Source organism: Aromatoleum sp., assembly GCF_035254505.1.
GTDB lineage: Bacteria > Pseudomonadota > Gammaproteobacteria > Burkholderiales > Rhodocyclaceae > Aromatoleum.
Genome location: NZ_DATFAO010000027.1, coordinates 72,495 through 96,922 on the forward strand (window position 1 = coordinate 72,495; position 24,428 = coordinate 96,922).

The 24,428-nt window shown below is 67.4% G+C and carries 23 protein-coding genes; 5 read left to right on the forward strand and 18 right to left on the reverse strand.

Annotation, left to right across the window (positions count from 1 at the left end; all coding sequences use genetic code 11):
• Positions 1 to 46 precede the first annotated feature (46 nt).
• Positions 47 to 553: a disulfide bond formation protein B gene (locus tag VJ673_RS04775; protein WP_324124897.1), complete on the forward strand. Its 507-nt coding sequence runs from the start codon at positions 47 to 49 to the stop codon at positions 551 to 553.
• A gap of 15 nt (positions 554 to 568) precedes the next feature.
• Here the strand turns inward: VJ673_RS04775 and VJ673_RS04780 are convergent, their stop codons facing one another.
• From VJ673_RS04780 to VJ673_RS04805, 6 genes are all read right to left on the reverse strand, one after another.
• Positions 569 to 877: a PilZ domain-containing protein gene (locus VJ673_RS04780; protein WP_324124898.1), complete on the reverse strand. Its 309-nt coding sequence runs from the start codon at positions 875 to 877 to the stop codon at positions 569 to 571.
• Between the two features lie 112 nt (positions 878 to 989).
• Positions 990 to 1,214 carry a YgaP family membrane protein gene (locus VJ673_RS04785; RefSeq protein WP_324124899.1) on the reverse strand — a complete coding sequence of 75 codons (225 nt, stop codon included), beginning with the start codon at positions 1,212 to 1,214 and terminating at the stop codon, positions 990 to 992.
• A complete protein-coding gene (locus VJ673_RS04790; protein WP_324124900.1) occupies positions 1,211 to 4,465 on the reverse strand; it encodes an efflux RND transporter permease subunit in 3,255 nt (1,084 codons plus the stop codon). Before VJ673_RS04790 ends, VJ673_RS04785 begins: the two co-directional genes overlap by 4 nt.
• 9 nt (positions 4,466 to 4,474) lie before the next feature.
• The gene (locus VJ673_RS04795; RefSeq protein ID WP_324124901.1) at positions 4,475 to 5,536 is read right to left on the reverse strand and encodes an efflux RND transporter periplasmic adaptor subunit; all 1,062 of its coding nucleotides are present in this window, start codon (positions 5,534 to 5,536) and stop codon (positions 4,475 to 4,477) included.
• Positions 5,537 to 5,618: 82 nt separating this feature from the next.
• The gene (locus VJ673_RS04800; RefSeq protein ID WP_324124902.1) at positions 5,619 to 5,993 is read right to left on the reverse strand and encodes a sirohydrochlorin chelatase; all 375 of its coding nucleotides are present in this window, start codon (positions 5,991 to 5,993) and stop codon (positions 5,619 to 5,621) included.
• Positions 5,990 to 6,811 carry a tRNA threonylcarbamoyladenosine dehydratase gene (locus tag VJ673_RS04805; protein ID WP_324124903.1) on the reverse strand — a complete coding sequence of 274 codons (822 nt, stop codon included), beginning with the start codon at positions 6,809 to 6,811 and terminating at the stop codon, positions 5,990 to 5,992. The genes VJ673_RS04800 and VJ673_RS04805 overlap by 4 nt, the downstream gene beginning before the upstream one ends.
• Before the next feature lie 164 nt (positions 6,812 to 6,975).
• Here VJ673_RS04805 and VJ673_RS04810 point away from each other — a divergent pair, with 164 nt between their 5' ends.
• Entirely contained in the window at positions 6,976 to 7,602 is a 627-nt protein-coding gene (locus VJ673_RS04810) for a tetratricopeptide repeat protein (protein WP_324124904.1), read from the forward strand.
• Between the two features lies 1 nt (position 7,603).
• On the opposite strand, the gene VJ673_RS04815 is transcribed toward VJ673_RS04810, so the two are convergent.
• On the reverse strand, positions 7,604 to 8,569 hold the full coding sequence (locus VJ673_RS04815) for an MBL fold metallo-hydrolase (RefSeq protein WP_324124905.1): 966 nt from the start codon (positions 8,567 to 8,569) through the stop codon (positions 7,604 to 7,606).
• A 123-nt stretch (positions 8,570 to 8,692) separates the two neighbouring features.
• Between VJ673_RS04815 and VJ673_RS04820 the strand changes: the two genes are divergently transcribed.
• Complete coding sequence (locus VJ673_RS04820) at positions 8,693 to 9,859, forward strand: MalY/PatB family protein (RefSeq protein WP_324124906.1); 1,167 nt, start codon at positions 8,693 to 8,695, stop codon at positions 9,857 to 9,859.
• A gap of 17 nt (positions 9,860 to 9,876) precedes the next feature.
• On the opposite strand, the gene VJ673_RS04825 is transcribed toward VJ673_RS04820, so the two are convergent.
• Positions 9,877 to 12,732, reverse strand: a complete 2,856-nt coding sequence (locus VJ673_RS04825) for a bifunctional diguanylate cyclase/phosphodiesterase (RefSeq protein WP_324124907.1) — start codon at positions 12,730 to 12,732, stop codon at positions 9,877 to 9,879.
• 199 nt (positions 12,733 to 12,931) lie between these two features.
• Here VJ673_RS04825 and VJ673_RS04830 point away from each other — a divergent pair, with 199 nt between their 5' ends.
• The gene (locus VJ673_RS04830) at positions 12,932 to 14,782 is read left to right on the forward strand and encodes a CHASE domain-containing protein (protein WP_324124908.1); all 1,851 of its coding nucleotides are present in this window, start codon (positions 12,932 to 12,934) and stop codon (positions 14,780 to 14,782) included.
• The gene (locus tag VJ673_RS04835; protein ID WP_324124909.1) at positions 14,757 to 15,215 is read left to right on the forward strand and encodes a response regulator; all 459 of its coding nucleotides are present in this window, start codon (positions 14,757 to 14,759) and stop codon (positions 15,213 to 15,215) included. The genes VJ673_RS04830 and VJ673_RS04835 overlap by 26 nt, the downstream gene beginning before the upstream one ends.
• Here the strand turns inward: VJ673_RS04835 and VJ673_RS04840 are convergent.
• The 10 genes from VJ673_RS04840 to VJ673_RS04885 form a co-directional block, all read right to left on the reverse strand.
• Entirely contained in the window at positions 15,184 to 16,863 is a 1,680-nt protein-coding gene (locus VJ673_RS04840) for a sensor domain-containing diguanylate cyclase (protein ID WP_324124910.1), read from the reverse strand. The two genes, VJ673_RS04835 and VJ673_RS04840, sit on opposite strands and share 32 nt — an antisense overlap.
• A gap of 11 nt (positions 16,864 to 16,874) precedes the next feature.
• The gene (locus VJ673_RS04845; protein ID WP_324124911.1) at positions 16,875 to 17,477 is read right to left on the reverse strand and encodes a YfiR family protein; all 603 of its coding nucleotides are present in this window, start codon (positions 17,475 to 17,477) and stop codon (positions 16,875 to 16,877) included.
• Positions 17,449 to 18,036: a Csu type fimbrial protein gene (locus VJ673_RS04850; protein ID WP_324124912.1), complete on the reverse strand. Its 588-nt coding sequence runs from the start codon at positions 18,034 to 18,036 to the stop codon at positions 17,449 to 17,451. The genes VJ673_RS04845 and VJ673_RS04850 overlap by 29 nt, the downstream gene beginning before the upstream one ends.
• 13 nt (positions 18,037 to 18,049) lie before the next feature.
• Positions 18,050 to 18,520 (reverse strand): Csu type fimbrial protein, encoded by a 471-nt coding sequence (locus VJ673_RS04855; RefSeq protein WP_324124913.1) that lies wholly within the window; start codon positions 18,518 to 18,520, stop codon positions 18,050 to 18,052.
• Entirely contained in the window at positions 18,517 to 20,838 is a 2,322-nt protein-coding gene (locus VJ673_RS04860; protein ID WP_324124914.1) for a fimbria/pilus outer membrane usher protein, read from the reverse strand. The genes VJ673_RS04855 and VJ673_RS04860 overlap by 4 nt, the downstream gene beginning before the upstream one ends.
• 22 nt (positions 20,839 to 20,860) lie before the next feature.
• Complete coding sequence (locus tag VJ673_RS04865) at positions 20,861 to 21,592, reverse strand: fimbrial biogenesis chaperone (protein ID WP_324124932.1); 732 nt, start codon at positions 21,590 to 21,592, stop codon at positions 20,861 to 20,863.
• Between the two features lie 23 nt (positions 21,593 to 21,615).
• Positions 21,616 to 22,107: a Csu type fimbrial protein gene (locus VJ673_RS04870; protein WP_324124915.1), complete on the reverse strand. Its 492-nt coding sequence runs from the start codon at positions 22,105 to 22,107 to the stop codon at positions 21,616 to 21,618.
• A 20-nt stretch (positions 22,108 to 22,127) separates the two neighbouring features.
• Positions 22,128 to 23,252, reverse strand: a complete 1,125-nt coding sequence (locus tag VJ673_RS04875; protein WP_324124916.1) for an HD domain-containing phosphohydrolase — start codon at positions 23,250 to 23,252, stop codon at positions 22,128 to 22,130.
• A gap of 152 nt (positions 23,253 to 23,404) precedes the next feature.
• On the reverse strand, positions 23,405 to 24,025 hold the full coding sequence (locus tag VJ673_RS04880) for a response regulator transcription factor (RefSeq protein WP_324124917.1): 621 nt from the start codon (positions 24,023 to 24,025) through the stop codon (positions 23,405 to 23,407).
• A 29-nt stretch (positions 24,026 to 24,054) separates the two neighbouring features.
• On the reverse strand, positions 24,055 to 24,420 hold the full coding sequence (locus tag VJ673_RS04885; protein WP_324124918.1) for a response regulator: 366 nt from the start codon (positions 24,418 to 24,420) through the stop codon (positions 24,055 to 24,057).
• Between the last annotated feature and the right edge of the window lie 8 nt (positions 24,421 to 24,428).

The following is a 24,428-nucleotide window of genomic DNA, read 5'->3' on the forward strand; positions in this document are numbered from 1 at the left end:
CCTACAATCGCGTCTCAATCGCCTCTGGCACTCAAGCCCCTCTTCCATGATGAATCAATCTTCACCGTCCCCCCGCTTTCTCTTCCTCGTGCTGTTCGCAGCCTGTTTCGCCTTGCTCGGTTTCGGTCTCTACCTGCAGCACACGAAGGGCATTGAGCCTTGCCCGATGTGCATCATGCAGCGCTATGCCTTCATGGCTGTGGGCCTGACGGCGCTGGTCGCCGGACTGCATAACCCGGGACGGACGGGCACGCGTGCGTACGCCGTGCTCGTGCTGCTGTTCGCGCTCGCGGGCGGCGGGGTGGCCGCGCGGCAGACCTGGATCCAGATCTATCCGCCGCAGGTGTCGGAATGCGGACCGGATCTCGAGTTCATGCTCGGCAGTTTCCCGCTCGCCGACGCCTTGCCGATGATCTTCCGCGGGGCGGGCGACTGCTCGCTCGTCGACTGGACCTTCCTGGGATTGTCGATCGCCAACTGGTCGCTGGTGACCTTCACGCTGGTCGTGCTGTTCGCGATCGCGATGTTCCTGCGCGGCAAAGCCCGCCCCTGAGAAGGGTCGGCGGCGTCAGCCGACCACGCGTACTGTCGTGCCGCCGATCTCGTACAGTCCCTGCCCCACGGCGTGGCAGCGCTTCACTTCGAGGCGCGTCACGAGCGGCGGGCGGGCGATTCCACCGCCCGGCGAGGCGATGATCACCTCCAGCACCTCGGCCTGCCCGGGCACATAGCTCGAGCGAAGCGTCATGCCGCCGACGCTGATTTCGACGCATTCCGCCGGGATCGACTCGCCGCTCTTCAGGCGGATCGTCGCCTGGCAGCCGAGAGGGATGCGCCGGTCGAGCCGCCGTTCGATTTGGGATACGCGATCGTTCATGATGGCGGATGCAGGTCGGATTTCTGACAGGCGGATTGTAGCCCTCCCCGCTGCCGAATGCCGCATCCTTTGCGGACACACGAACGCAAATAATTGCGTCCCGGTCGCCCCCTCAGCGGCAGGCCGAGCCGTCGGGCACGCCGGCCTTTCGCAGGAAAATCTCCAGCGGACAGAAGCGCGTGAAGCCGCTCTGGAAGAGGTTTGCGCCGACGAAGGCCGTGAACCACAGGAAGTTCTTGTTCACGAACAACGGCGAACCGTCGACGCCCAGCGCGAGCGAGATCAGCACGAAGGCGCCGGCGAAGATGCGGACGAATTGGTTGACGGTCAGCGTCATGGCGTTTCTCCCTTGAGTTGCGCGACGCGGCCCCGCATCGCGGCGAAGTACAGCACCGGAATGACCACCAACGTCAGCACGGTGGACACCAGAATCCCGAAGATCAGGCCGATCGCGAGCCCGTTGAAGATCGGGTCGTCGAGGATGAAGAGCGCGCCGATCATCGCGGCGAGCGCGGTGAGTCCGATCGGTTTTGCGCGCACGGCGGCGGCGCGGATCACCGCCTCGCCGAGTTCGACGCCCGCGCGCACCTGCTGGTTGACGAAGTCGACGAGCAGGATGGAGTTGCGCACGATGATGCCGGCGAGCGCGATCATGCCGATCATCGAGGTCGCGGTGAACTGCGCGTCCAGCAATGCGTGGCCGGGCATCACGCCGATGATCGTCAGCGGAATCGGCGCCATGATGATGAGCGGCACGAGGTAGCTGCGAAACTGCGCGACGACGAGCAGGTAGATCAGGATCAGGCCGACCCCGTAGGCGGCGCCCATGTCGCGGAAGGTCTCGTAGGTGACCTGCCACTCGCCGTCCCACTTGACGCTGTAGCCAGCGTAGGCGTCCTGTGGCGCGCGAATGAACCATTCGCCGAGCGTGCCGGCGAGGCCGGGGCTGCCGGCCAGGGGCAGCTCGCGAATCTGGGAGCGCACGTCGAACATGCCGTAGAGCGGCGAATCCAGCTTTCCGCCCATGTCGCCAGTGACGTAGACAACCGGCAGCAGGTCTTTGCGGTAGATCACCTGCTCGCGCGCCGTGTCCTCGACGGTGACGAGTTCCGACACCGACACCAGCGTGCCGTCGCGCGCGCGGACCTTCAGCGCGAGCAGCGCATCGACGTTCGACTGGCGCTCGGACGGCAATTGGATGCGCACCGGGATCTCGTACTTGTTGTCGCCGCCGTGGATCGGCGTGACGTTTTCACCGGCAAGACCGAGCCGGACGACCTCGACGACGTCGGCCTGCGCGACGCCCATGCGTGCCGCCTTCGCCTGGTCGACGCGCAGCACCTGCTTGGGTGCGGCCTCGTCGACGGTATCGTCGACGCCGACGACGTCGGTCGTGCCTTCGAAAGCCGCGCGGACCTTGCCCGCGACCGCAGTCTGTCCCGCGTAGTCCGGTCCGTACACTTCGGCGACGATGGGCGACAGCACCGGCGGGCCCGGGGGCACTTCGACGACTTTCGCGTTGCCGCCGGCCGCGCGCGCGATGCGCGTGAGCTCCTCGCGCACCGAAATCGCGATCTGATGGCTGCTGCGATGGCGATGTTTCTTGTCGACGAGGTTCACCTGCAAGTCGCCCATCTCGGGAGCACTGCGCAGGTAGTACTGACGCACGAGACCGTTGAAGTTGATCGGGCTCGCCGTGCCGGCGTACGCCTGCCAGTCCGTCACCTCCTCGACCGTGGCGAGATGATCGCCGATCTCGCGCAGCACGCGCGCCGTCTCCTCGACCGGAGTACCAACAGGCATGTCGAGCACGACCTGGAATTCGCTCTTGTTGTCGAAGGGCAGCATTTTCAGCACGACGAGTTTCGCCGCGGGCAGCGCGACCGACACGAGGATCAGCGCGAGCACACCAAGCCAGAGCTTCGCCCGCGCACGCGCGCCTTTCACGGGATCGAGCATCGGCGTCATCGTCGCGCGGAAGAAGCGATCGAGCCGTGCGGTCAGCTTGTCCTCGCCCTCGTGGTGGTGGCCATCGACCGACTTCAACAGCCGCTGCGCGAGCCAGGGCGTGACAACGAAGGCGACGGCGAGCGAGATGAACATGCCCATCGACGCGTTGATCGGGATCGGGCTCATGTACGGGCCCATCAGGCCGGTGACGAAGGCCATCGGCAAGAGCGCCGCGATCACCGTGAAGGTCGCGAGGATCGTCGGCCCGCCGACCTCGTCCACGGCGCGCGGCACGAGTTGCCACAGCGGCGTATCGGGCTCCAGCGTGTGCCAGCGGTGGATGTTCTCGACGACGACGATCGCGTCATCGACGAGGATGCCGATCGAGAAGATCAGCGCGAAGAGGCTCACGCGGTTGAGCGTGAAGCCCCAGGCCCAGGATGCGAAGAGCGTCGCCGCGAGTGTGAGGCCGACCGCGACGCCGACGATCAGCGCCTCGCGCCGGCCGAGCGCGAAGAAGACGAGCAGCACGACGGCCGAGGTCGCGAACACGAGCTTGCCGATCAGCGTGTTGGCCTTGTCGTTCGCGGTCTGGCCGTAGTTGCGCGTGACGGTGAAATCGACGCCCTCGGGGATCAGCTCGCCGCGCAGGCTTTCCGCGCGAGCGATCACCGTTTCGGCGACGTCGGCCGCGTTCGCGCCGGGTTTCTTCGAGATCGCAAGCGTCACGGCCGGGAAAGTGCCCTGCTCCGCGATGGCCTTCTGCGTCGCGGCCGCGCCGGTGCCGAACCATACATATTGCGTCGCCTGATCGGGGCCGTCTTCGATGCGTGCGACATCGCGCATGAACACCGGCTTGCGCTCGACGACGCCGACGACGAGGCTGCGCACGTCCTCGGCCGATTCGAGGTAGGTGCCGGTCTGCACCAGCACTTCGCGGTTGCCGGCGACGAGCGTGCCGGCGGGCTGCGAGGCGTTCGCGAGTTGCAGCGCGCCGCGCACGTCCTGAGCGGTGATGCCGTGCGCGTTCATCCGCTCGGTGTCGAGCAGCACGCGCACGACATGGCCGGGTCCGCCGATCGTCGTGACGTCGCGCGTGCCGGCAATGCGCTTGAGTTCCAGTTCGACCGCACGCGACACCTGCTGCAGCTCGAAGCCGCTGCGTGTCGGGTCGGCGGTCCAGAAAGTCAGGCTGACGATCGGCACGTCGTCGATGCCTTTCGGCTTGACGATCGGCTCCCCGACCCCGAGCTGCGGGCTCAACCAGTCCTTGTTCGAATGGACGGTGTCGTAGAGGCGCACGAGCGCCGTCTGGTTCGGTACGCCGACCTTGAACTGCACCGTGATCACCGCCATGCCGGGGCGCGAGACCGAATAGACGTGATCGACCCCCGCCATCCGTGACAGCACCTGTTCGCCGGGCCGCGCGACGAGCGCCTCGACGTCGCGCGCCGATGCGCCCGGGAAGGGCACCAGCACGTTCGCCATCGTCACGTCGATCTGCGGCTCTTCCTCCTTGGGCGTGACGAGCGTCGCGAACACCCCCGCCAGCAGCAGGACGAGCGCGAGGAGCGGCGTCAGCGCATTGCGCTGGAAGGCGGCGGCGATGCGGCCGGCGATGCCGAGCGGGAGGTCCATGGCCGTCCCTCAGCGTTCCGCAACGGCGCGCGGTGGCCGTGCGGCCCGTCCGACGATCGCGGCCTGCACCGGATCGAGGGCGATCGTCTCGCCGCCGGTGACACCCGCGAGCACTTCGATGCTACCGTCTGCCTGCGGCTCGCCGGCGCGAATCTGGCGCAGCGCGAAACCACCCTTCCCGTCAGCGACGTAAACACCCGTCAGTTCGCCCCGGCGCAGGATCGCCGTCGCCGGGACCGTCACGCGTGCGCCCTCACCTGCCATGAAATGAACGCGTGCGAACATGCCGGGGACCAGTCCCTCGGTGTTCGGCGGCAGATCCACGCGTACCTGCACGGTGTGCGTGCGAGGGTCCGCCGCCGGCAGCACGGTCACGCTCGCTGCATCCAGCCAGCGTCCCGACTCCGGCAGCTCGACCCGCGCCGCGAGCTTCGTCCCGGCAAGCGCGGCGACACGTTGCTGCGGCACATCGGCGACCGCACGCATCGCGGTCGGATCGTAGACGGTCACCAGCTGGCGGCCCGGCTGCGCCATCTCGCCCGCTTCCACGTGACGCGCCGCGACGAGACCTGTCATCGGCGAGGCGACCGCGGCGTAGCCCTGGGCCGTCGACGCCTGCCCGCGGCCCGCTTGCGCCGCCCGCAATTGCGCCTCCGCCGCGTCATAAGCGGCGCGCGCCTGGTCGAGCGCCGCCTGACTGACGAAGCGGCGCTCGACGAGGCTCTTCGTGCGCTCGTACGCCGCCTTCGCATTGATCTGATTGGCCTGAGCCTGCGCGACACCCGCCTCCGCCCCGGAGACGGCCTGCGAGGCCTCGGCAGAGTCGATCCGCAGCAGCACCTGCCCCTTCGCGACGCGGTCGCCCGCGTCGACATTGAGCGCAACGATGCGTCCCGGCACCTGTGCCGCCAACGTTGCCTGACGCACGGCCTCGATCGTCGCCTCCGCCGGCCGGCTCGATGCAAGGGTCCGCGCCTCGACCTTTATGGTCGGGACTTCGGCAAGCGCCGGGCCGGCACCGATCGACACGAACAAAGCCAGCAGGAAAGGAATACGAAGGACTGCACGCATGCGTATTAGCATACTCTAATATGCACGCATGTCAAGAATACCCTCGATCCTCTCAAGGGAATTGTGCCGGCTCAGGCGGGGATCAGCTCAGGCAGCGTCCGGCGTAGGCGGCCATCGCCGCGATCACGCTGTCGTCCTCACCTACGGGTAGCGCGAGCCGCAGCTCGCATGCGGGATGGCGGATACGCGCGGCCTCGATCAGCACCGGCACGTCGCTCTTCACGTGTCCGCCCTGGGCAATGAACATCGGCACCACGACAACCCGGGTGGCACCGCGAGCGATGACCTCGTCGATCGCCTCGGCGAGCGTCGGGCGCATCAGTTCGAGGAAGGCCAGTTCCACCTGCAAGCCGGGCGACAGTGCCAGCAGATGCTCGCGCGTGCGTCTCAGCGGCCGCGCCCATTCGGGATCGCGCGCACCGTGGCCGAAGAGGATCACCGCATCCTTGCCGCTCATACCACGCTCTCCATGATTTCCTTGCTGACATCGACCGGCTCCGCGAGCAGGCGTTCGACGGCGCGGGCCGCCGCGAAGAGACCAACGGAGGCCGTCACCATCATGCTCGACCCATAGCCCGCACACGCGAGCCCCTGCGGGCCGTGCGGCAGGTCGCACGCGAGATCGCCGAGGCGCAGCGGCTCGGAGGAATACACCGCCTCGATGCCGAACGGCCGTTTCGGATTACGCGGAAAACCGTGTTCGGCACGCAGGCGCTTGCGAACCTTCGCGAGCAGCGGGTCCTGTTCGGTGCGCGACAGGTCGGCCACGCAGATCGCCCGCGGATCGGTCTTCCCGCCCGCCCCGCCAGCGACGATCAGCGGGATGCGCCGCGCGCGGCAGGCGAGCACGATCGCGACCTTGGCGCGCACGTTGTCGATCGCGTCGACGACGACGTCGAAACCCTCGATCAGCGCCTCGGCGTTGTCCGGCGTGACGAAGTCGTCGATCGTGACGACTTTCGCCTCCGGATTGATACCTCGGATGCGCGCCGCCATCGCCTCGACCTTGGCCTGGCCAAGCGTCGCGTCGAGCGCGTGGATCTGGCGGTTGATGTTCGATTCCGCGACATGGTCGAGGTCGATCAGCGTGATCCGTCCGATGCCGCTGCGCGCAAGCGCCTCCCCCACCCAGGATCCGACGCCGCCCACGCCGATCACGGCGACGTGTGCGGACTGGAGCCGCGGCAGCGCGGCCGGGCCGTACAGGCGCGCCATGCCGCCGAAGCGGCGCTCGCGATCGACTTCGGGAACAGACTCAGGGGAAATACCGGACATGGCTTCTGGCAAGGATTCGGGAAGCCCCGATGTTACCGCAGCCCGCCCGTCCTGAACTCGGCGGCACGCCGCCGCTCCAATGGGCGAATGGAGGATTCACAATGTGCCGCAAGGCAGTCCGGCCCGCTTGCAAGCTTGTTTTGTGCATCGCGTTTGCGAGCGCGATGCCGCTCCTCGCGCTCGCAGGCCCGACCGCGCCCGACGTCGCCGAAAATGGCGTCACGGCCTACCAGGCGGGCCGCATGAACGACGCGGCCAGGCTCTTCGAACAGGCCGCACGCAGGGGCAATCGCCTCGCCCAGTTCAATCTGGCGATGATGATGTACCGCAAGGAAACCGCCGCTCCCGATCCGGACGCGGCTTGGCGCTGGTTGCGGCGCGCGGCGACGGCCGGGCTACCGCAGGCGCAATTCACGCTCGCCGTGCTCTACGACCACGGCGAAGGCGTCGTCAAGTCGCTGCCCACCGCGGTCGAGTGGTATCGGCGCGCAGCCGAGCAGGGGCACACCGAAGCGCAGGTCAGCCTCGCGTCGATGCTTTTCGTGGGACAGGGGATTGCGCGGGACGACCGCGCCGCGGCGCGCTGGTACCTCGCCGCGGCCCAGGCGGGGCACGTCGGCGCGCAGTACATCATCGCCACGATGTACGAACACGGCGACGGTCTGCCGGCGGACCCCAAGCAGGCCGCCTACTGGTTTCAGCAGGCTGCCCAGCAGGGCGATATCGTCGCCCGCGAGCGCTACCAGGCGCTGATGTCGGCGCGCGACGCGGTGACACCGCCGGGCCGTTGAATCAGGCCGACGCCATCTCCTTCAGCGCGCAATCGTCGAGCCACACGCCCAGCCCTTGCGCATTGAGTTCCAGGTCGTTGCGCAACAGGTCGAAGAGTTCCTCTTCGGGCAGGCACCAGCCCTGGCGCTCTGCCTCCTCGCGCACGATCTGCTCGAGGCCTGCAAGGATCTCGACGTGGCGCGACACGCCCTCGCCGCGCGCAGCGCGGGCAACGGCGACCTGGGTGTCGATCAGCCGATGCAGGTCCGCCGCGAGGCGCTCGACATCGGTGACGCGGCTGTAGTGGGCGAGGTACATCGCTTCCGGATGGAAGCTCATCATGCGGTCGATCGACGCGTGCAGCGCGTCCGGATCGAACTGCGTCGGCGTCGTTGTCGGGAAGATGGAGGGCCGGCCTTCGACATCGAGCTCCCGATACGACAGCCCGAAGGTGTCGCCGGTGAAGAAGGCCCGTGCGGTCTCGTCCCAGATGCAGATGTGGTGGCGCGCATGGCCCGGCGTCTCCAGCACGCGCAGGCGCCGCCCGGCGAGCTCGACTTCGAGGCCGTCATGGGCCTCGACGATGCGCTCGGCGGCGATCGGCGCGAGCCGGCCGTAAAGCGCGAAGGCACGCTCGGCGCCATACACTGCGGACGTGGCCTCCCACAGCTTGGACGGGTCGACCATATGACGCACGCCGCGCGGATGCACCAGCAGCTTCGCGTTCGGGAAGGCGCACATGAGGCTGCCCGCTCCGCCCGCATGGTCGAGATGAATGTGGGTCAGGATGACCCAATCGACCTGCTCCGGCCCGATTCCCGCCGCGGCCAGTGCAGAAAGCACGCGGGGCGCTGCCGCGTTGGTCGCGGTATCGACGACGGCGGCGCGGCCCTGATGGATCACGAGATGGATGGCCGCCAGGCCGGGACGGCAATAACCGGCGTCTACTGCCAGAATGCCGTCCGGGTGAGCCGTGAGGTGTTGCACGATCGTCTTCCTCCAACATGAAGCGAGTAGTCTTTTTCCGCAATTGTATCCCGCGCGGCCCCCTTCGACCCGCGCAACGTGCCGGCGAGGCACAATTGCGGCTTCACCCTCCGGAACACCGACATGAGCCAGGACACGTCCGCCTTCGACTTCGACCGCACGCCCGACCGTCGCAACGTGCCCGGCGAAAAATGGGGCCGCTACGCCGGCCGCGACATCCTGCCGATGTGGGTCGCCGACATGGACTTCGCCGCGCCGCCTGCCGTCCTCGACGCCCTGCATCGGCGCATCGACCACGGCGTGCTCGGTTACACCGACGCCTGGCCGAGCCTCGTCGAAGCCGTCGTCGAAGGCATCGCCCGCGATCACGACTGGCGCATCGAACCCGACTGGCTCGTGTGGCTGCCCGGCGTCGTCACCGGCTTCAACATCGCCTGCCGGGCGGTCGGCGAAAGCGGCGACGAGGTCTTTACCGCGACGCCGGTCTATCCGCCCTTCCTCACCGCGCCGGCGAACAGCGATCGTCGCCTCATCCGCCGCCCGCTCGTGCTTGCCGACGGACGTTGGGGCTGGGACCGCGCGGAGGTCGAAGGCGCGATCACGCCGCGCACGCGCGTGCTGATGCTATGCAACCCGCACAACCCGGTCGGCCGCGTCTTCGACCGCGACGAACTCGCCTGGCTCGCCAATCTCGCCGAGCGGCATGATCTCACGATCTGCTCGGACGAGATCCACTGCGGCCTGGTTCTCGACGCCGCAACGCCGCATGTGCCGATCGCCGCCCTTGACGAACAGGTCGCCCGTCGCACGATCACGCTGATGGCGCCATCGAAGACCTGGAACATTCCGGCCCTGTATTGTTCCTTCGCGATCATTCCCGACCGCGAGCTGCGCCGCCGGTTCCGCCACGTGATGCACGGCATCGTGCCGCACCCCAACGTGCTCGGCATGGTCGCGACCGAAGCCGCCTACCGCGACGGCGGCCCGTGGCGGGAAGCGCTGATCGACTACCTGCGCGGCAACCGCGACATCGTGATGGAAGCGGTGGCCGCGATGCCGGGCCTGACGACGACGCGCCCCGAAGCGACCTATCTCGCGTGGATCGACTGCCGTGCAAGCGGCGTCGCCGAACCCGCGGCGTTCTTCGAAGCGGGCGGAGTCGGTCTGTCGGACGGCGCCGCGTTCGGGCTGCCCGGCTTCGTGCGCCTGAACTTCGGTTGCCCGCGCGACCGGCTGCGGGAAGGGCTCGCACGCATGCAGCGCGCGCTTCAGTCGGCCGCCCGCGCGTGAGCTGACAGCGCGCGCGCTCAGCTCACCGGCACCGTCTGCGCGGCCGGCGCCCCTTCGGTCCGGCGCACGAAGGCGAGGAACTCCGGCGCCGGCAGCGGCCGGGCGAAATGGAAGCCCTGCACCTCGTCGCACGCATAGGCCTTCAGCCGCTCCATCACTGCCGCGTCCTCGACGCCCTCCGCGATCGTCTTCAGGCCCAGGCTGCGGGCCATCTGGATGATCGCGAACACCAGCGCCGCGTCCTCGGCATCGTTCGCCATGTCGCGGACGAAGGACTGGTCGATCTTGAGCTTGTCGACCGCAAAGCGCTTCAGATACGCGAGGCTCGAATAGCCGGTGCCGAAATCGTCGATCGACAGTTTCAATCCCAAGGACTTCAAGCGGCGGACGATTTCCAGAATCCCTTCCGCGTCACGGATCAGGATCGATTCGGTGAGTTCCAGCTCGAGGCAGGCCGTATCCAGCCCCGATTCCGCCAAGGCATCGACGACCGTGCCGTACAGGTCGCCATCGCGGAACTGGACGGCCGAGAGATTCACCGCGACGACGAGCCGCGACAGCCCCTCGTCCTTCCACGCGACCGCCTGGCGACAGGCCTCGCGCAATACCCAGGCGCCGATCGACACGATCAGACCGCTGTCCTCGGCGAGCGGGATGAAGCGTCCCGGCGGCACGAGTCCGCGCGTCGGATGCTGCCAGCGGATCAGTGCCTCGGCGCCCACCACGCGCCCGCTCTGCAGGTCGATCTGCGGCTGGTAGTGCAGCACGAGCTCCTGCCGCTCGATCGCCCCCCGCAGTTGGCCCAGCAGTTCGAGACGCTCGCCGGCATCGGCATACATCGCCGGATCGAAGTAGCGATAGGTGTTCCGCCCCGCCTCCTTCGCCTGGAACATCGCCGTATCGGCCTTCTTGAAGAGTGTTTCGAAATCGCTCCCGTCGCGCGGGTACAGTGCGATGCCCACCGACACCGTGGTGACGAGCTCGTGCTCTTCGACGTGGAAGGGGGCCGTCATCTCCCGCAGGATCCGCGCGATCGCCTCGACGGGAGCAGCCGGTGCGCCGGACGCGGCCGGAAGGATCAGGAATTCGTCGCCGCCCGAGCGGCACACCAGGCCTTCGTTGCCGACGCACTGCCTGAGCCGCTGCGCCACCACCGCTAGCAGCGCATCGCCGACCACGTGGCCCAGCGTGTCGTTGATGATCTTGAAGTTGTCCAGGTCGCACAGCAGCAGTGCGGCGTGGCTCCCTCCAGCCTGGGCGATATGCGCTGCGAACATCCGCTCGAACAGCAGACGATTCGGCAAGCCGGTGAGCACGTCGTGATGAGCCAGGTAATCGATCCGGGCGACCGCGGCCTTCCGCTCCGTGACGTCGCGCACGAAGGCGAAGAGACGCGACTGCCCGTTCTCCCCTACGCACTGGATGCTGACCTCGACGTCGCGCACGGCACCGCTGCAGACCTTCCAGCGCGTTTCGAAACGCGCGGAGCCGCGCTGCTGCACGCGCTGCATCGTCAGACGGATCGCATCCGGGTCCATCTGTGCCTCGACGTCGGGCACGCCCATCGCCAGCAGCGCGCTGCGCTCGTAGCCCGTCAGACTGCAAGCGGCGTCGTTGACCTCGACGAAGCGCCCCTCGGTATCGAGCACGACGAAGGCGTCGATCGAGGCGCGGATGATGGTCGCGTAGCGCTGCTCGGCGATGAAGCTCTCGGTGATGTCGGTCGAGATCCCGCCCACGCCGGTGATCGCGCCGGTCTCGTCGACGATGGGGAACTTGATCGACTCGAAGATGCGCCGCCCGCCGCTGTCCTCGAGCGCTTCGATCACGACTTGCGCTTTACGCTGGCCCAGGATTTCACGGTCGTTCCGATCGAATTCAGCCGCGCTCGTCGCGGGGAACAGGTCGAACACGGTACGGCCGTCGATTTCCGAGCGCGTCCTGTGCACCAGGCGCTCGAACGCCTCGTTCACGAGCGTGTGGCGCCCTGCGAGGTCCTTCAGGTAGATCACCGAAGGCGAGTTCTCCGCGAAGGCCCGCGCACGCGCCTCGCTCTCGATCAGCGCAGCCGTGCGCTCGGCCACCCGCTGCTCCAGCTCGCTTTCCTTCGCCTTCAGTTCGCGGAACATCAGGTCGAACGGACAGGTGATGCCGGTCACGAGCACCGCGCGGTACAGCAGCATCCCCGACAGCAGCAAGGCGTAGTGGCCGATCTCGTTGGCCCGCCCGTACACGCTCGCGTAGCGCGTGAAGGCAAACTCGGCGAGCGCGCCGGCGACGATCGATCCCGCGACCAGCCGCAGCACGCCTGGCTCGAAGTGCGCCCGCCTCTGCCACAGCAGCCCGAGGCCCGCGAGCAGCAGGCCGATGAGGGCGTACTCGCTTTGGATCTTGAAGGCCGTCAGCCCCTGACCTTCGATGAAGCAGTCGGGGAAACGGCCGGAAAAGATCGTGTAGGCGAGCGCCACCGTCGAGGCCGCAAAGAGCCCGAGCAGGACGTAGGGATTGGGCCGGCGGGGGACGAGCAGTGCGGCGATCAGCAGCGCGAACGCTTCGAGATAGCGGAAGGCGATCCACAGTTGGGTCGGCAGGTTCGCATCGAAGCCGTCGAAGATGCCGACGCCCTTGTACGCGAGGGTATGCAGCATCTCCAGCGCGCCGATGTACAGGCTCGCGATGCCGACCACGAGGAGATACCCGTTGGCGGACCAACGGCGTCCGTGCCAGGCGAGCACGAACACGCCGTACAGGATGACGACGCGGAAAAGTTCCACCAGCGAATGAAAGAGCAGGAAGCTGTACCGGGAGCTGAGATACAGGGCGAATATCGCGATTCCCGGCAGAAGCACCTGCGGCGAGCAACCTCTTGCCATGGTCGCCTCCGGGTCGGCCTATTGTTTCTACCCGTCATCCATAATACATGAACATTAACCTTAACTACCGTAAGGTCAATCGAATCTACCTGTGGCACTGGAACCACCTCCTGCAGACAGGATCTAGAGGAAGATGCGGCTTCGCGCGCTGCGCGCGACGGCCTACCGCAGGACCGTCAGCTTTTCGGCAGGAGGGCGAATGGACTCGCCGCGAATACCCGTCGCACCGTCCGCGATCGCGGGGCCGCCATCTCATGCGCTGCGACCTTGGCCGCGCAGCGCCTTCCTCGCGCTGGCGGTCCTGCTCATTTCGCTGGCGGCCTCGCTTGCGGCGACGCGCATGGTGCAGAGCCAGCTCGAAGAGATCGCGCGCCAACAGTTCGCCAGCGAAACCGACGACATCGGCGCCGCGATCCTTGACCGTATGCATGCGATCAACCAGATCCTGCAAGGGGCCGCGGGCCTGTTCGACGCATCGAACTACGTTTCGCAGAAGGATTGGCAGCAGTATTACAGCGCGCTGGCGCTGCAGGAGAACTACCCGGGCATCCTGGGCCTCGGATTTGCACGTTCCCTCTCGGCGCCAGAGCTGACCATGCACGAACGGCAGTTGCGCCAGGACGGCTCGCGGGCTTACTCCGTCTGGCCCGGCGGCGAGCGCCGCGGCTACGCGCCGATCACCTATCTCGAACCGGCGACTGCCCCCAATCGCCATGCGATCGGCTTCGACATGTATTCGGAACCGATTCGGCGCGCCGCGATGGATGCGGCGCGCGACCGGGGCCTGGCCGCGCTGTCCGGAAAGGTCGAACTGGTGCAGGAGATCACCCCGGGCGACGTCCAGGCGGGGACCCTGATGTACGTGCCGGTCTATCGCGGCGGCGGCGTGCCGCCGACGGTCGAGGAGCGCCGAGCGCGGCTCTTCGGCTTCGTCTACTCGCCGTTCCGGATGGCCGACCTGATGCAGGGGGTGCTCGGCCGCACGCCGGACACGATCCGGCTCGAGCTCTACGACGGCCCCGGACGCGACGCGAATTCCCTGCTCTACCGCAGCAACTCCGCCCCGCGCGGGTATCTGCCCTCGCTCTCCCGCTCGCAGGAACTCGAAATCCGCGGCCGAGTCTGGACCGCGTATTTCGAAACGCTGCCCGCCTTCGACGCCCGTCGCGACCGCGGCAAGCCGCTGCTGACGCTTGGAGCGGGCGTGCTGGCGAGCCTGCTGCTGTCGGCGATCGTGTGGCAGGTCGGCGCGACGCGGGCACGCGCGGAAACGCTCGCGATGACGATGACCGAGGCGCTGCGCGACGCAATGGGCCAGCTCGAAGAGCACTCGAGCAAGCTCGAAGCGGCGAACCGCGAACTCGAGAGCTTCAGCTACAGCGTCTCGCACGACCTCAAGGCGCCCTTGCGCGTGATCGACGGCTTCTCACGCATCCTCGAGGAGGACTACGGCGAGCGTCTCGACGCGGAAGGCATCCGGCTGCTCCACGTCCTGCGCGACAACACGCACCACATGGAGACGCTGATCGAGGATCTGCTCGCGCTCGCGCGCCTCGGCCGGCATGCCTTGCGGACGGACGTCATCGACATGGACGAACTGGCCTCGGCGGCGTGGGAGAAGCTCGCAGCCGGTCTCGTGCCGCGTCCCGAGTTCGTCCTCGCCCCGCTCCCCGATGCGGTGGCCGACCGCAATCTGCTGTGGCAGGTGTGGACGAATCTGCTCAGCAACGCGGCGAAGTTCAGCGGCCGCAGCGCGACGCCACGCATCGAGGTGTCCGGCCGCGAGACCGCCGACGTCCTGGAATACTGCGTGAGCGACAACGGCGTGGGCTTCGACATGGCGCACGCAGACAAGCTGTTCGCCCCCTTCCAGCGCCTGCACCGCCTCGACGAATTCCCCGGCACCGGCATCGGGCTGGCGATCGTACAGCGCATCGTCGCCAAGCACGGCGGGCGCGTGTGGGCCGAGAGCCGGCCCGGCGAGGGCGCGACCTTCCATTTTTCCTTACCCAAAGGAGGCGGGCATGGGACTACCGGACGAACCGGTTGACCTGCTGCTGGTCGAGGACAACCAGTACGACGCCGAGCTCGCGCTGCGCGCCTTTCGCCGCAATGCCACCGCCCACCGCGTGCAATGGGTGCGCGACGGAGAGGAGGCGCTGGACTTCATGTTCTGCGCCGGAAAGTTCGTACAGCGCCCGGCTGGTCAGCGGCCGCGGCTGATCCTGCTCGACCTCAAACTGCCGCGCGTCGACGGTCTCGAGGTGTTGCGCAAGCTGAAGGGCGATCTCCGCACGCGGGAGGTGCCAGTCGTCATGCTCACCTCGTCGGCCGAAGAACGGGACCTCGCGGAGTGCTACCGGCTGGGCGTCAATAGCTACATCGTCAAGCCGGTCGATTTCACGCAGTTCGTCGACCTCGTCGCCAACATCGACAGCTACTGGATGCGCATCAACCGGCTACCGGCGCCGCATCTTCCGTGAGCGGGGACGCGGCCGCCAATTCGGGGGAATACAAGCGGAAGCCGTTTCTGCCCGCTTCCTTGATGCAGTACATCGCCAGATCGGCGTTCCGCACCAGCTCGTCCGCATCGCTGCCGTGCTCGGGATAGCAGCAGATGCCGATACTCGACGAGATGTGCAGCTCCTTGCCCGCGATGTTGAAGGGCGCCGCCAGCGAGGCGACGAGGTTGCCGGCGATCTTCGTCGCGACCGACGACGAGGACAGGCCGTCGAGCAGCACGGCAAATTCGTCCCCGCCGAGACGCGCGACGAGGTCGCTCTCGCGGACGCATTGCCGAATGCGTTCGGAGGCCGCGCGCAGCAGTTGATCGCCGACCGCATGCCCGCAGGTGTCGTTCACCGCCTTGAAGTGATCGAGATCGACGAACATCACGGCGCCACAGCCGCCCAGCCGCCGCGCACGAGCGAGGGTTTCGTCCAGTTGCGTCTCGAAGCGACCGCGGTTGGCGAGCTGCGTGAGCGTGTCGTGGTGGGCGAGATGCTCCAGTTGCGCCTCGTACTGCTTGTAGGGCGAGATGTCGTTGCCCACCGAGACGTAGTGCGAAATCTGGCCGCCCTGGTCGCGGATCGGGCTGATGCTGAGCCGCTGCGGGAAGATGTCGCCGTTGCGCCGGCGGCTCCAGACCTCGCCCTGCCATTGCCCCGCCTGGCTCCAGATGTCGTCGTAGAAGGCACGGGCGTGCCGGTCGGATTCGAGGAGTTCGGGCGCTTGGCCGAGCACGGCCTCGCGCTCGTACCCGGTCATCAGCGTGAAGGCCTTGTTGACCCACACGATGTGGCGATCGGCATCGAGCACCATCACCGAATCGACCGTGTTCTCGAGCGCCTTGGCGTGGATCCGGAGGACTTCGGCGGCCTTCGCGCGCTCGGTCACGTTGCGCTGCAACTGCTCGTCGCGCAGCCGGATCTGGTCGAGCATCTCGTTGAAGCCGCGGATCAGCTCGCCGATCTCGTCGTTGCCCGCGCTCTCCACATGGCGCGCGTAGTCCTTGACGGCGGACACGTGCTTCATCGTCGCGGCAAGACGGCGGATCGGCTCCGAGACAAATTTCTGCAGTCGCGAAGCGAAGAAGAAGGCGACGAGCCCCGCCACAAGCACGATGCACAGCAGGCCGACCGCGTCGACCAGCAAATCCGCACGCAAGGGCTCGAGGCCGGCCATGAGCACCACCGTGCCGATGCGCTCCTCGTCGAGGACGATCGGCTGCACGACGCGTAGGCTGTCCGCGAGCAGCAGCAGGCCGGGGGGCCGGGACTCTTCGGCGGTCGGGTCGAGTGCCGTCTCCCCTTGCCGCGCGCAGGGCGTACGAAAACTCGCGAACACCTTGCCATCGGCGTCGAAGACGTCGGCCGCGCACACTTCCGGCTCCGCTTCCAGCGCCGCCAGCGCGCGGCGCGCCCACTCCTGGTCGCCGAATGCGAGGGCGGACGTCGCGTTCGTCGCGACCATGCGCGTGAGGATCGCCATGTGGCGGGTGAGGTTCTCCTGCTCGGCCGCGACGTAGCGCAGCGCCAGCGCGGCGACGCCCAGCACGACGGCCACGCCGCAGGTGAGCATGATGATCAGCGTGAGTTTCCACTGGATCGGGGCATCGCGAAGGAGGCGCATGATCAGGATCCTTATGGGGCGTCGCCGGCCGGGGTCGCGAGCTTGAGCAGTTGCGAGCTGAACTTCAGCCCCGCCCGCTCGCCCGTGCTCCGGGCGATCTCGAAGCGCAGGCGGTTGTCGACCCTGACGAGGTTGATCATTCCGCCGCTGCGCAGGAAATCGCCGGACTCGCCGACGGTGAGCACCGGGACGGCGCCAACTGGCGCGAACGACAGGTGTCCCGCACCGGCCCCGACGAACAGCAGCTGACAGCCGTCCACACCGGTCGGAGCATTCAGCGAACGGATGACGAGCGGCAGGCCGCGGATGCGCTTGCCCGCGAGCGCCTGCTGCATGACGCGGTAGGGCAGTTCGCCGACGACGCAGAGCGTGAAAGCGCCCGCATCGGCCCCGCCGTCGACCGGCCATTCGACGAACTTTGCGAAGTTGTAAACGAAGGCCGCCTTGAGCTGGTATTCGACGACGAGCGCATCGTCGGCCTCGGCGCCATAGGTTGCGAACCCCGCCCCCGGCAGCGTGAACACGAACACGAGGGCGAGCCGCAGCCAGCGCCGGAGGCCGGCGATGCCGCGCGAGCAGCGCAGCTCAGTAGAAGACGGTCGCGACAATGACATCGACGTACCTGCCGCTGCGGACCGACTGACGCGCCGGAATTCGCCCGTACACCTGATGGATGACGGGGAAGCCCGTGCCCACCCCAGTCACCGAATTGCTTCCGACCTGATCCCCCCACACCTGGGAGCGGGCGGCATCCCGGTAAATGGAATAGGTCAGGATCTGCCCTTCCTGGCTCATGCGCCGCGCCGCGAGCGTGGCCCCGGCTCCCATGCCGGCGCTCAGGCCGAGCTCGTAATGCGCGCCCGCCGTGCAGGTGACGGAGATGTCCGACGCTCCGTCGGTGGCGGCCAGCAGCAGCGGGTCGTAGGACCCGAAGGTCAGCCCCCTCGCCCCGACGATGCAGGACTCGACGGCCGTCGCGGAGACCAGGAGCTCCGCGGTCGCGGAGCGGGCCGGCAGCTCGACACCCAGCAGCGCTTCGAGGCCGAGATCCGTGAAGTCCTGCGCGCCTTGCGCACGCGCGGGCGGGATGGCGGCGAGCATGGCGGCGCAGGCGAGCGCGCCCAACATCGCGCGTCGCTTCATGCAGCCTTCGTTTGCCCGGAATACGCTCATGCCCGCCCATGCCTCAGTAATTGACGGTTACGACGATGGTATCGCTGTAGGAGCCCGATGGCACGTTCTGCCCCGCGACGATCCGGCCAAAGACCGGGTAGTTCTTCACGGTGGTGAGCAAACCGAGCAGGTAGCCGTCGCTGACGGTCGAACTGCCGCCGCTGCCGTCTCCCCAGATGGCCGTGCGGCTCGCGTTGGTGTAGAGGTTGTAGTTGAGCGACGCGCCCGGCCCCGCCAGCGTCCGGCCCGCCGACGAGCCACTCGCGCCGGCGCTGAGCTGGATCTGGTAGCTGACGAGGATGCTGATGATGCCGAGCAGACTGCAGCTCACCTGCACGTTGCCCGTGCCGTCGAGGGCGGAGGGGCTGGTCGGGCTGTAGGTGCCGAAGTTGGTCGCGCTCGCCGACGCGGTGCAGCTGCTCGTCTGGCCGAAGGCCGGGCCGGCGACCAGCTGCAGGACCAGCACGAGCGCGCGCAGTCTCATATCCGCGTCCCGCTGCAGGTCAGCGGCCCGATCACGGGCAAGGGGCCGGCATTCTTCGGCATCGTCACCTCGACCATGCAGCTGCGCCCCTTCCAGCGTGCCTCGAAGCGGCTCTCCTTGCCGAGCCCCTTGACGTAGGCCTCGCCGCGCAAGCCGACCGGGAAGGTATCGGTTCCACCCTGCGGCGTCAGTGTCGCGCCGGCGGGCAGTGGCGAGCCGTCTTCGAGCACGATGCGGAGCAAAGCTCCGCGCACCGCGCGCACGGGAAACCTGACCACGCCGGCGCCGTGCCGCGACAGCGACAGGCTCATGCGCAATGCGCCGACTTCGGCGTCGAGCGGAAGATCCTCGGGCCGGATCGTGATGCTGTTGCTTTGGTACGGACGCAGCCCGGTGACGAGCGCATAGCCCTCGCGGGTGCGCGCCACGGGCTGGTTGTCGAGGTAGATATCCACGTCGTCGTAGTCGCCGACCTGCACGAGCGCAAACGCATCGTCGATGCGACGCGTCGGGTAGGCCTTGCCGTCTACGATGGCGACGCCGCCGCTCGCGCCGACGCGGTAGCTCGTCGAACCGGCGGAGCGCACGGCCTCGAGGCTGTAGGTGCCGACCTCGTTCCGCAGCAGCAGCGCGGCATTGGTCCGCGCGTTGGCTCCGCTCTCGGCCGCGACGCGGTAGCCGAGGCCGCTGCCCGGTGGCAGGCTCTGCTGCAGCTGCAGCGATGAAGCGCTGCCGGACGCGTCGCGGTTCCAGCCGGCGCTGGCAGTGGTCTGCGCCCCGAGCACGTAGGTGACGTTGAGCCCGATGGAATAGCTGCGATCGCCGCCGAGCGTGCGCAGCCCGAATAGAGACAGATGTACGTTGCCCGGCAGGCTCACGGCGTACCCTGACGTGAGGAGCTTGGTTTCGCCGAGGGCGCGGTCGGTCTGACGCAGGTAGCTGACGAAGAAGGACCCTGCGCGGCCGGCGGCGAAGCTTGCACGCGCGATCTGTACGCCGGTCGGCACGCGATAGTCCGGCGCTCCGCCAAGCTGCGCGAAGCGTGGCGTCGCCCGGCGCGCCTCCACGCCGAAACTCAGCGGCCGCCCCTGGCGCTCGATGCCGAGCGACAGGAAGCCGCCTTCGCCGAGTTCGCTGTGGCTCGCTGCCGTGGCGGCGGAGATGACTCCGAGCGAGGGGATCAAGTAGGTGGCCGCGATGCCGGCCGTCTGCTGCTTCTCCAGCAGTTCGCCGCGGAATTCGGCCGTCAATTGTTCGCTCAAGCCCTTGCGATGCGTGCCGGCGAGAAAGAAGCCGCCGTAGTCATTGCTCTGCGCCGCAAAGCGCCGCCGCTGAAATCCCGCCTCGTAGGTATAGTCGTGCAGGCCCGGCTGCAGCAGGCTCGAGCTGACGTAGTACGGCTGGGTGACGACGACTTCCTTGCCCATCACGTCGCGCACGACGAGCCGGACCTGCCCGTCGCCGGTGATGAGCGGCGCGCGCGGGATCTCGAAGGGGCCGTAGGGGACGCTGCGGCTCATACGGAGGGCGTTGTCGACGTAGAGATCGACGGTCGAGGGCACCGCCGCCTCGCCGCGGAGCGTCGGCAGCGGAAAGGGCACGAAGTCCGGGCGCGTCGCGAAGTTGGTGCCCCACTGCATGCCGCCGAAGCGTACCGCCCGCCCCCAGGCGCCGGGCCGGCTGACGCTGTCGCCGAAGGTCGTGGTCGTATAGGCCTCGGTGTCGTCCCGCGTCCAGGCCGTCTCCAGCCGCAGGAAGCGGCCCGGTCCCTCGCCGGCGTGCCCGAGAAAGGTCGACGTGCCGAATCCGGCTGGGGTCGACAGCCCGGCCTCCAGCAGACCGTCGAAGGTATGACGGCCCTCCTGCGAGACCGCGAGCAGGTCGTAGTTCAGGAAGCCCCCGACGGCACCGGGATCGTTCACGTTGAGGCCGGCGCGGCGCGGCGCGATCGTCGTGAGCGCGAAGGCTTCCGGGCGCCCCTCGAGCACCAGTGCCTGTTCACGTTCGTCGATGCGATGGTCGAGCCCGGGCACGGCGTCGAGCGGGAAATACTCCTTGCCCTTGAACGCAAGCGGCGGCACCTGCGGCAAGCGCAGGCGCCAACGTGAGAGGTCGGTGGCGGTCACGAACGCGCGCCCTCCGTCGTCGAGCACCACGCGCGCTGGCATATCCAGCAAGCTTCCGTTGATCCGCACCGCGAGCCAGGCCTCGACGTAGGGAGCGCGCAAGCGCGGCACGGTCAACACGGCAGCGCCCGCAGCCGGGAGGCTGTCGTCGGCCGTCGCAGGACCACTCATCGCCAGCATCACGCTGCTCATCAGGCCCCCCAATACGCGCGCGCTATGGGACCTGCAACTCAAGATCCGTCTCGGTCACGCCCTGATCCGTGTTCGCGGAGACGCGCAGTTGAGTGCCCTGCCACGGCCTGGCGAGTTTCACGCTCAGTTCGCGGGATTGCCCCGGAAGGAGGTAGCTCGCCGCGCTGTGCGTCGCGAGCGGCTCGCTCTCGCCGGGCGCGCTCAGTTTCACGCTCAGGACCTGCGCGTGGGCCGTCCCGATGTTGTTGAGGCTCAGGGAAACTTCGTCCGAGCCGGAGCGGACGGCGCTCCACTGGAACTTCGGATGCGCCGCCTGCAGCGGCTCGACGAAGAGCGGCAGGCCGATCCGCAGCGCGACCTGCAGGCCCTGGTAGTCCGCGGTCGGCGGCGGCGGGACTTCTTCGATGAAGAGGCGGTAAGCCAACTCGCGGACCGGATCGGGATCGGTGCTCAGGCCCACCCGGACGATCTGCGAGCCGCCCGGCACGATGCTGACGATGGGCGGCGTGACGATGACATCCGCGCTCGGGTCGTATCGGTCTTCGCCCGAGACCGCGGTCCACTTCACGACCTGCATCTGCACGACGATCGCAGCGCTCCCGGTGTTGTTCAGCGTGATCGCGGCGGTCGGCCGCGCGGCGGAGAGCGCGACCCGGATCGGATTGACGCCGAGACTGCCTGCAACGGCAGGCAGGACACAGGCGAGCAGCGCGATGAAGGCCGCAGAGCGGAACGCGGCGCGGACGAAGGGCATGGCGAGCACGGCATCCTCCCCGGTCAGTAATTGACCGAGACCACGATGGTGTCCGAATAGGCCCCGGAATTGACATTCTGCAGCGCGGGGATCTGGCCATAGACGACGTGCGGCACGGCGAGCCCGGTGCCGACGCCCGCGATCGTGTCGGTGCCGATCGAGTCTCCCCACACCGCAAGGTGGGTCGCATCCTGATACAGCGAATAGGCGAGCGTGTCGCCGCCCTTGGTCATCTTGCGCACGGCGACCGTCGCGCCGCTGCCCGAGCCCGCGCTGAGGCCGACGTTATAGGTCGCAAGCAGCGTGCACTGCACCGTTACCGTCGTCGTCACGCTGGTCGGCAGCACCGCCAGGGGGTTGTAGGTGCCGTAGTCGAGATTGGCGGCCGAGACGGTACAGGCGGTGCCGACCGTCGCGTTGACCTGGAAGCTGGTCGAGGTGCTCGCCGCGTGGGCATTCGTGAGGGACAGCGCCAGGGCGAGGATTCCGCCGAGTGCGAGTAGAGGTTTTCTCATGATTCGCTTCTCCGTATCGGCTAGTCGCGGAACTTCCGGGCGATGGCCCGGAACTCCAGCCTGATTTCCAAAAGCGCGTCGACCACCGCCGGGTCGAAATGCGTTCCGCGCCCTTCGACGATGATGCTCAAAGCATTTTCATGCGAAAACTCGGGCTTGTACACCCGCTTCGAGATCAAAGCGTCATAGACGTCGGCCACCGCCATCAAACGGGCAGACAGCGGGATCGCCTCGCCCGCGAGTCCCTGAGGATAGCCGGCGCCGTCCCAGCGCTCGTGATGACAATAGGCAATTTCGCGTGCATAACGCAGGAAGGATGTCTCAGCATCGCCGAACTCCTCGGCCGCACGATCGATCGCATCGCGGCCGTATTCCGGATGCCGCTTCATGACCACCCACTCCTCGTCGGTCAGCTTGCCGGGCTTGTTGAGGATGGACTCGGGGATCGCGACCTTGCCGATGTCGTGGAGCGGTGCCGACTTGAACAGCAGCATGATCGCCTCATCATCCAGTTCGCCCCGGAAGCGGGGATGGTGTCGCAAGTGCTCCGCCAGCGCACCGACGTAGTTCTGCGTGCGACGGATGTGATTGCCGGTCTCGTTGTCGCGCGCTTCGGCCAGCGCGCAAAAGGCGCTGATCGTCGCGTCCTGCACGGCGATGATCTCCTGCTTGGTGCGCACGACCTGCGCGGACCGTTCCGCCACCATGCGTTCCAGGTACTCGTTCCGCTTCTTTAGCAGGCGCGCGGCACGGGCGAACTCGAGGTGGTTGCGCACGCGGGCCAGCACGACCGGTAAGGAAAACGGCTTGTGGATGAAGTCTCCCGCGCCTGCGGCCAGCCCTTCGGCCTCGTCCGCAGCACCGTCGAGGCTGGTCAGGAAAAGCACCGGAATGTCGCGCGTCGGTGGCGCAGCCTTGAGCCGGCGGCAGACCTCGAAGCCGTGGAGTTCGGGCATCACGGCATCGAGCAGGATCAGGTCGGCGCGGCCGCCTTCGGCGACGTACTCAAGCGCCCGCGCGCCGCCGCTTGCCGTATGCACCTCGTAGTGTTCACCGAGGAGCTCCTCGAGGATCAGCAGGTTGTCCGGCTGGTCGTCGACCACTAACAGATGCGGCCGGAGGTCATGCTCAAGTCGCTTGATCATGCAGGATGCCTCTGTTCAAGAACGGCGGGCGAATCGGGACACGCGAAGACGTGCGGCCTGCCGCAGCGGGCCGCTCAACGCATGACTTCCTTGGATGGGATTCGGTCGCGGCGCCGCGGAGGTCCTTCAGGCGGCGCGGGATCGAGCGCGCATCAGGGGCTGCGGGCCTGGGTGACCAGGAGCACCAGTTCGACCGCGGAATGCACGTGGAGCTTCTCCATGACGCGGCCGCGATGGTTATCGACGGTGCGCGGGCTGATCCCCATCACGTCGGCGATCTCCTTGCTCGACTTGCCGGTGGTCAGCAGCTTGAGGATGCGCGTCTCGGTGGGCGTCAGCAGCGACAGGCGCGCCTCGTTGGTCTTCAATTTGCGCGCTTCCTCGTAGATGGCCCGGCTCTTGTCGAGCGCCCGCTGCACCTTCTCGAGGAAGACGTTGTGCGAGAACGGCTTCTCGAGGTAATCGAAGGCGCCCTGGCGCATCGCCTCGACCGCGGAGCCGACTTCCGCGAAACCCGAAATGAAGATCACCGGCAGCACGTGGCCACGCGCCTTCAACTCGCGCTGGAACTCGAGCCCGCCCATGCCCGGCATGCGCATGTCCGACACGAGGCATTCGCAGGGACCGGGCACGTAGGCTTCGAAAAACTCCTCGGCCGAGGTGAAGGCCACCACGCGGATGCCGACGCTGTCGAGCAGCTCCGCCAACATCCTCAGCATCGACGGCTGGTCGTCGACCGCATACACCACGCAACGCTTGTCGTTCTTTTCCATGTCCGCTACGGGCAACTTCAGCAAATCATTCAGGAAATCAGTTTCGAGACGGCCGAAAGCATCTGTGCCGGCTGGAAAGGCTTGGTCACCCAGGCCTTCGCCCCGGCCGCCTGCCCCGCCGCCTTCCGATCCTCGCCGGATTCGGTCGTCAGCATGATCACCGGCGTGAACTTGTAGGCCGGAAGAGTCTTCAGCTGGCGCACGAAGCTGATGCCATCCATGTTAGGCATATTCACGTCGGAAATGACAAGATGAATTCGCTGCCCGTCCGCCTTGCTCAGCGCATCGCGACCGTCGCAGGCCTCGATCACCGAGTAGCCGGCGCCGGTGAGCGCGAGCTTGACCACCTGGCGCAGCGAGGCGGAGTCATCGACGACCATAATCGTTTTGCTCATGGCGTGTG

Bases quoted from the DNA above. Each gene is read 5' to 3' on its own strand.
- VJ673_RS04785 (WP_324124899.1), bottom strand. From the start codon at position 1,214: ATGACGCTGACCGTCAACCAATTCGTCCGCATCTTCGCCGGCGCCTTC.
- VJ673_RS04835 (WP_324124909.1), top strand. From the start codon at position 14,757: ATGGGACTACCGGACGAACCGGTTGACCTGCTGCTGGTCGAGGACAAC.
- VJ673_RS04795 (WP_324124901.1), bottom strand. From the start codon at position 5,536: ATGCGTGCAGTCCTTCGTATTCCTTTCCTGCTGGCTTTGTTCGTGTCG.
- VJ673_RS04875 (WP_324124916.1), bottom strand. From the start codon at position 23,252: ATGATCAAGCGACTTGAGCATGACCTCCGGCCGCATCTGTTAGTGGTC.
- VJ673_RS04830 (WP_324124908.1), top strand. From the start codon at position 12,932: ATGGACTCGCCGCGAATACCCGTCGCACCGTCCGCGATCGCGGGGCCG.
- VJ673_RS04845 (WP_324124911.1), bottom strand. From the start codon at position 17,477: ATGTCATTGTCGCGACCGTCTTCTACTGAGCTGCGCTGCTCGCGCGGC.
- VJ673_RS04825 (WP_324124907.1), bottom strand. From the start codon at position 12,732: ATGGCAAGAGGTTGCTCGCCGCAGGTGCTTCTGCCGGGAATCGCGATA.
- VJ673_RS04810 (WP_324124904.1), top strand. From the start codon at position 6,976: ATGCCGCTCCTCGCGCTCGCAGGCCCGACCGCGCCCGACGTCGCCGAA.
- VJ673_RS04775 (WP_324124897.1), top strand. From the start codon at position 47: ATGATGAATCAATCTTCACCGTCCCCCCGCTTTCTCTTCCTCGTGCTG.
- VJ673_RS04865 (WP_324124932.1), bottom strand. From the start codon at position 21,592: ATGCCCTTCGTCCGCGCCGCGTTCCGCTCTGCGGCCTTCATCGCGCTG.
- VJ673_RS04840 (WP_324124910.1), bottom strand. From the start codon at position 16,863: ATGCGCCTCCTTCGCGATGCCCCGATCCAGTGGAAACTCACGCTGATC.
- VJ673_RS04870 (WP_324124915.1), bottom strand. From the start codon at position 22,107: ATGAGAAAACCTCTACTCGCACTCGGCGGAATCCTCGCCCTGGCGCTG.
- VJ673_RS04820 (WP_324124906.1), top strand. From the start codon at position 8,693: ATGAGCCAGGACACGTCCGCCTTCGACTTCGACCGCACGCCCGACCGT.
- VJ673_RS04800 (WP_324124902.1), bottom strand. From the start codon at position 5,993: ATGAGCGGCAAGGATGCGGTGATCCTCTTCGGCCACGGTGCGCGCGAT.
- VJ673_RS04850 (WP_324124912.1), bottom strand. From the start codon at position 18,036: ATGAGCGTATTCCGGGCAAACGAAGGCTGCATGAAGCGACGCGCGATG.
- VJ673_RS04880 (WP_324124917.1), bottom strand. From the start codon at position 24,025: ATGGAAAAGAACGACAAGCGTTGCGTGGTGTATGCGGTCGACGACCAG.
- VJ673_RS04885 (WP_324124918.1), bottom strand. From the start codon at position 24,420: ATGAGCAAAACGATTATGGTCGTCGATGACTCCGCCTCGCTGCGCCAG.
- VJ673_RS04790 (WP_324124900.1), bottom strand. From the start codon at position 4,465: ATGGACCTCCCGCTCGGCATCGCCGGCCGCATCGCCGCCGCCTTCCAG.
- VJ673_RS04855 (WP_324124913.1), bottom strand. From the start codon at position 18,520: ATGAGACTGCGCGCGCTCGTGCTGGTCCTGCAGCTGGTCGCCGGCCCG.
- VJ673_RS04805 (WP_324124903.1), bottom strand. From the start codon at position 6,811: ATGTCCGGTATTTCCCCTGAGTCTGTTCCCGAAGTCGATCGCGAGCGC.
- VJ673_RS04860 (WP_324124914.1), bottom strand. From the start codon at position 20,838: ATGAGCAGCGTGATGCTGGCGATGAGTGGTCCTGCGACGGCCGACGAC.
- VJ673_RS04780 (WP_324124898.1), bottom strand. From the start codon at position 877: ATGAACGATCGCGTATCCCAAATCGAACGGCGGCTCGACCGGCGCATC.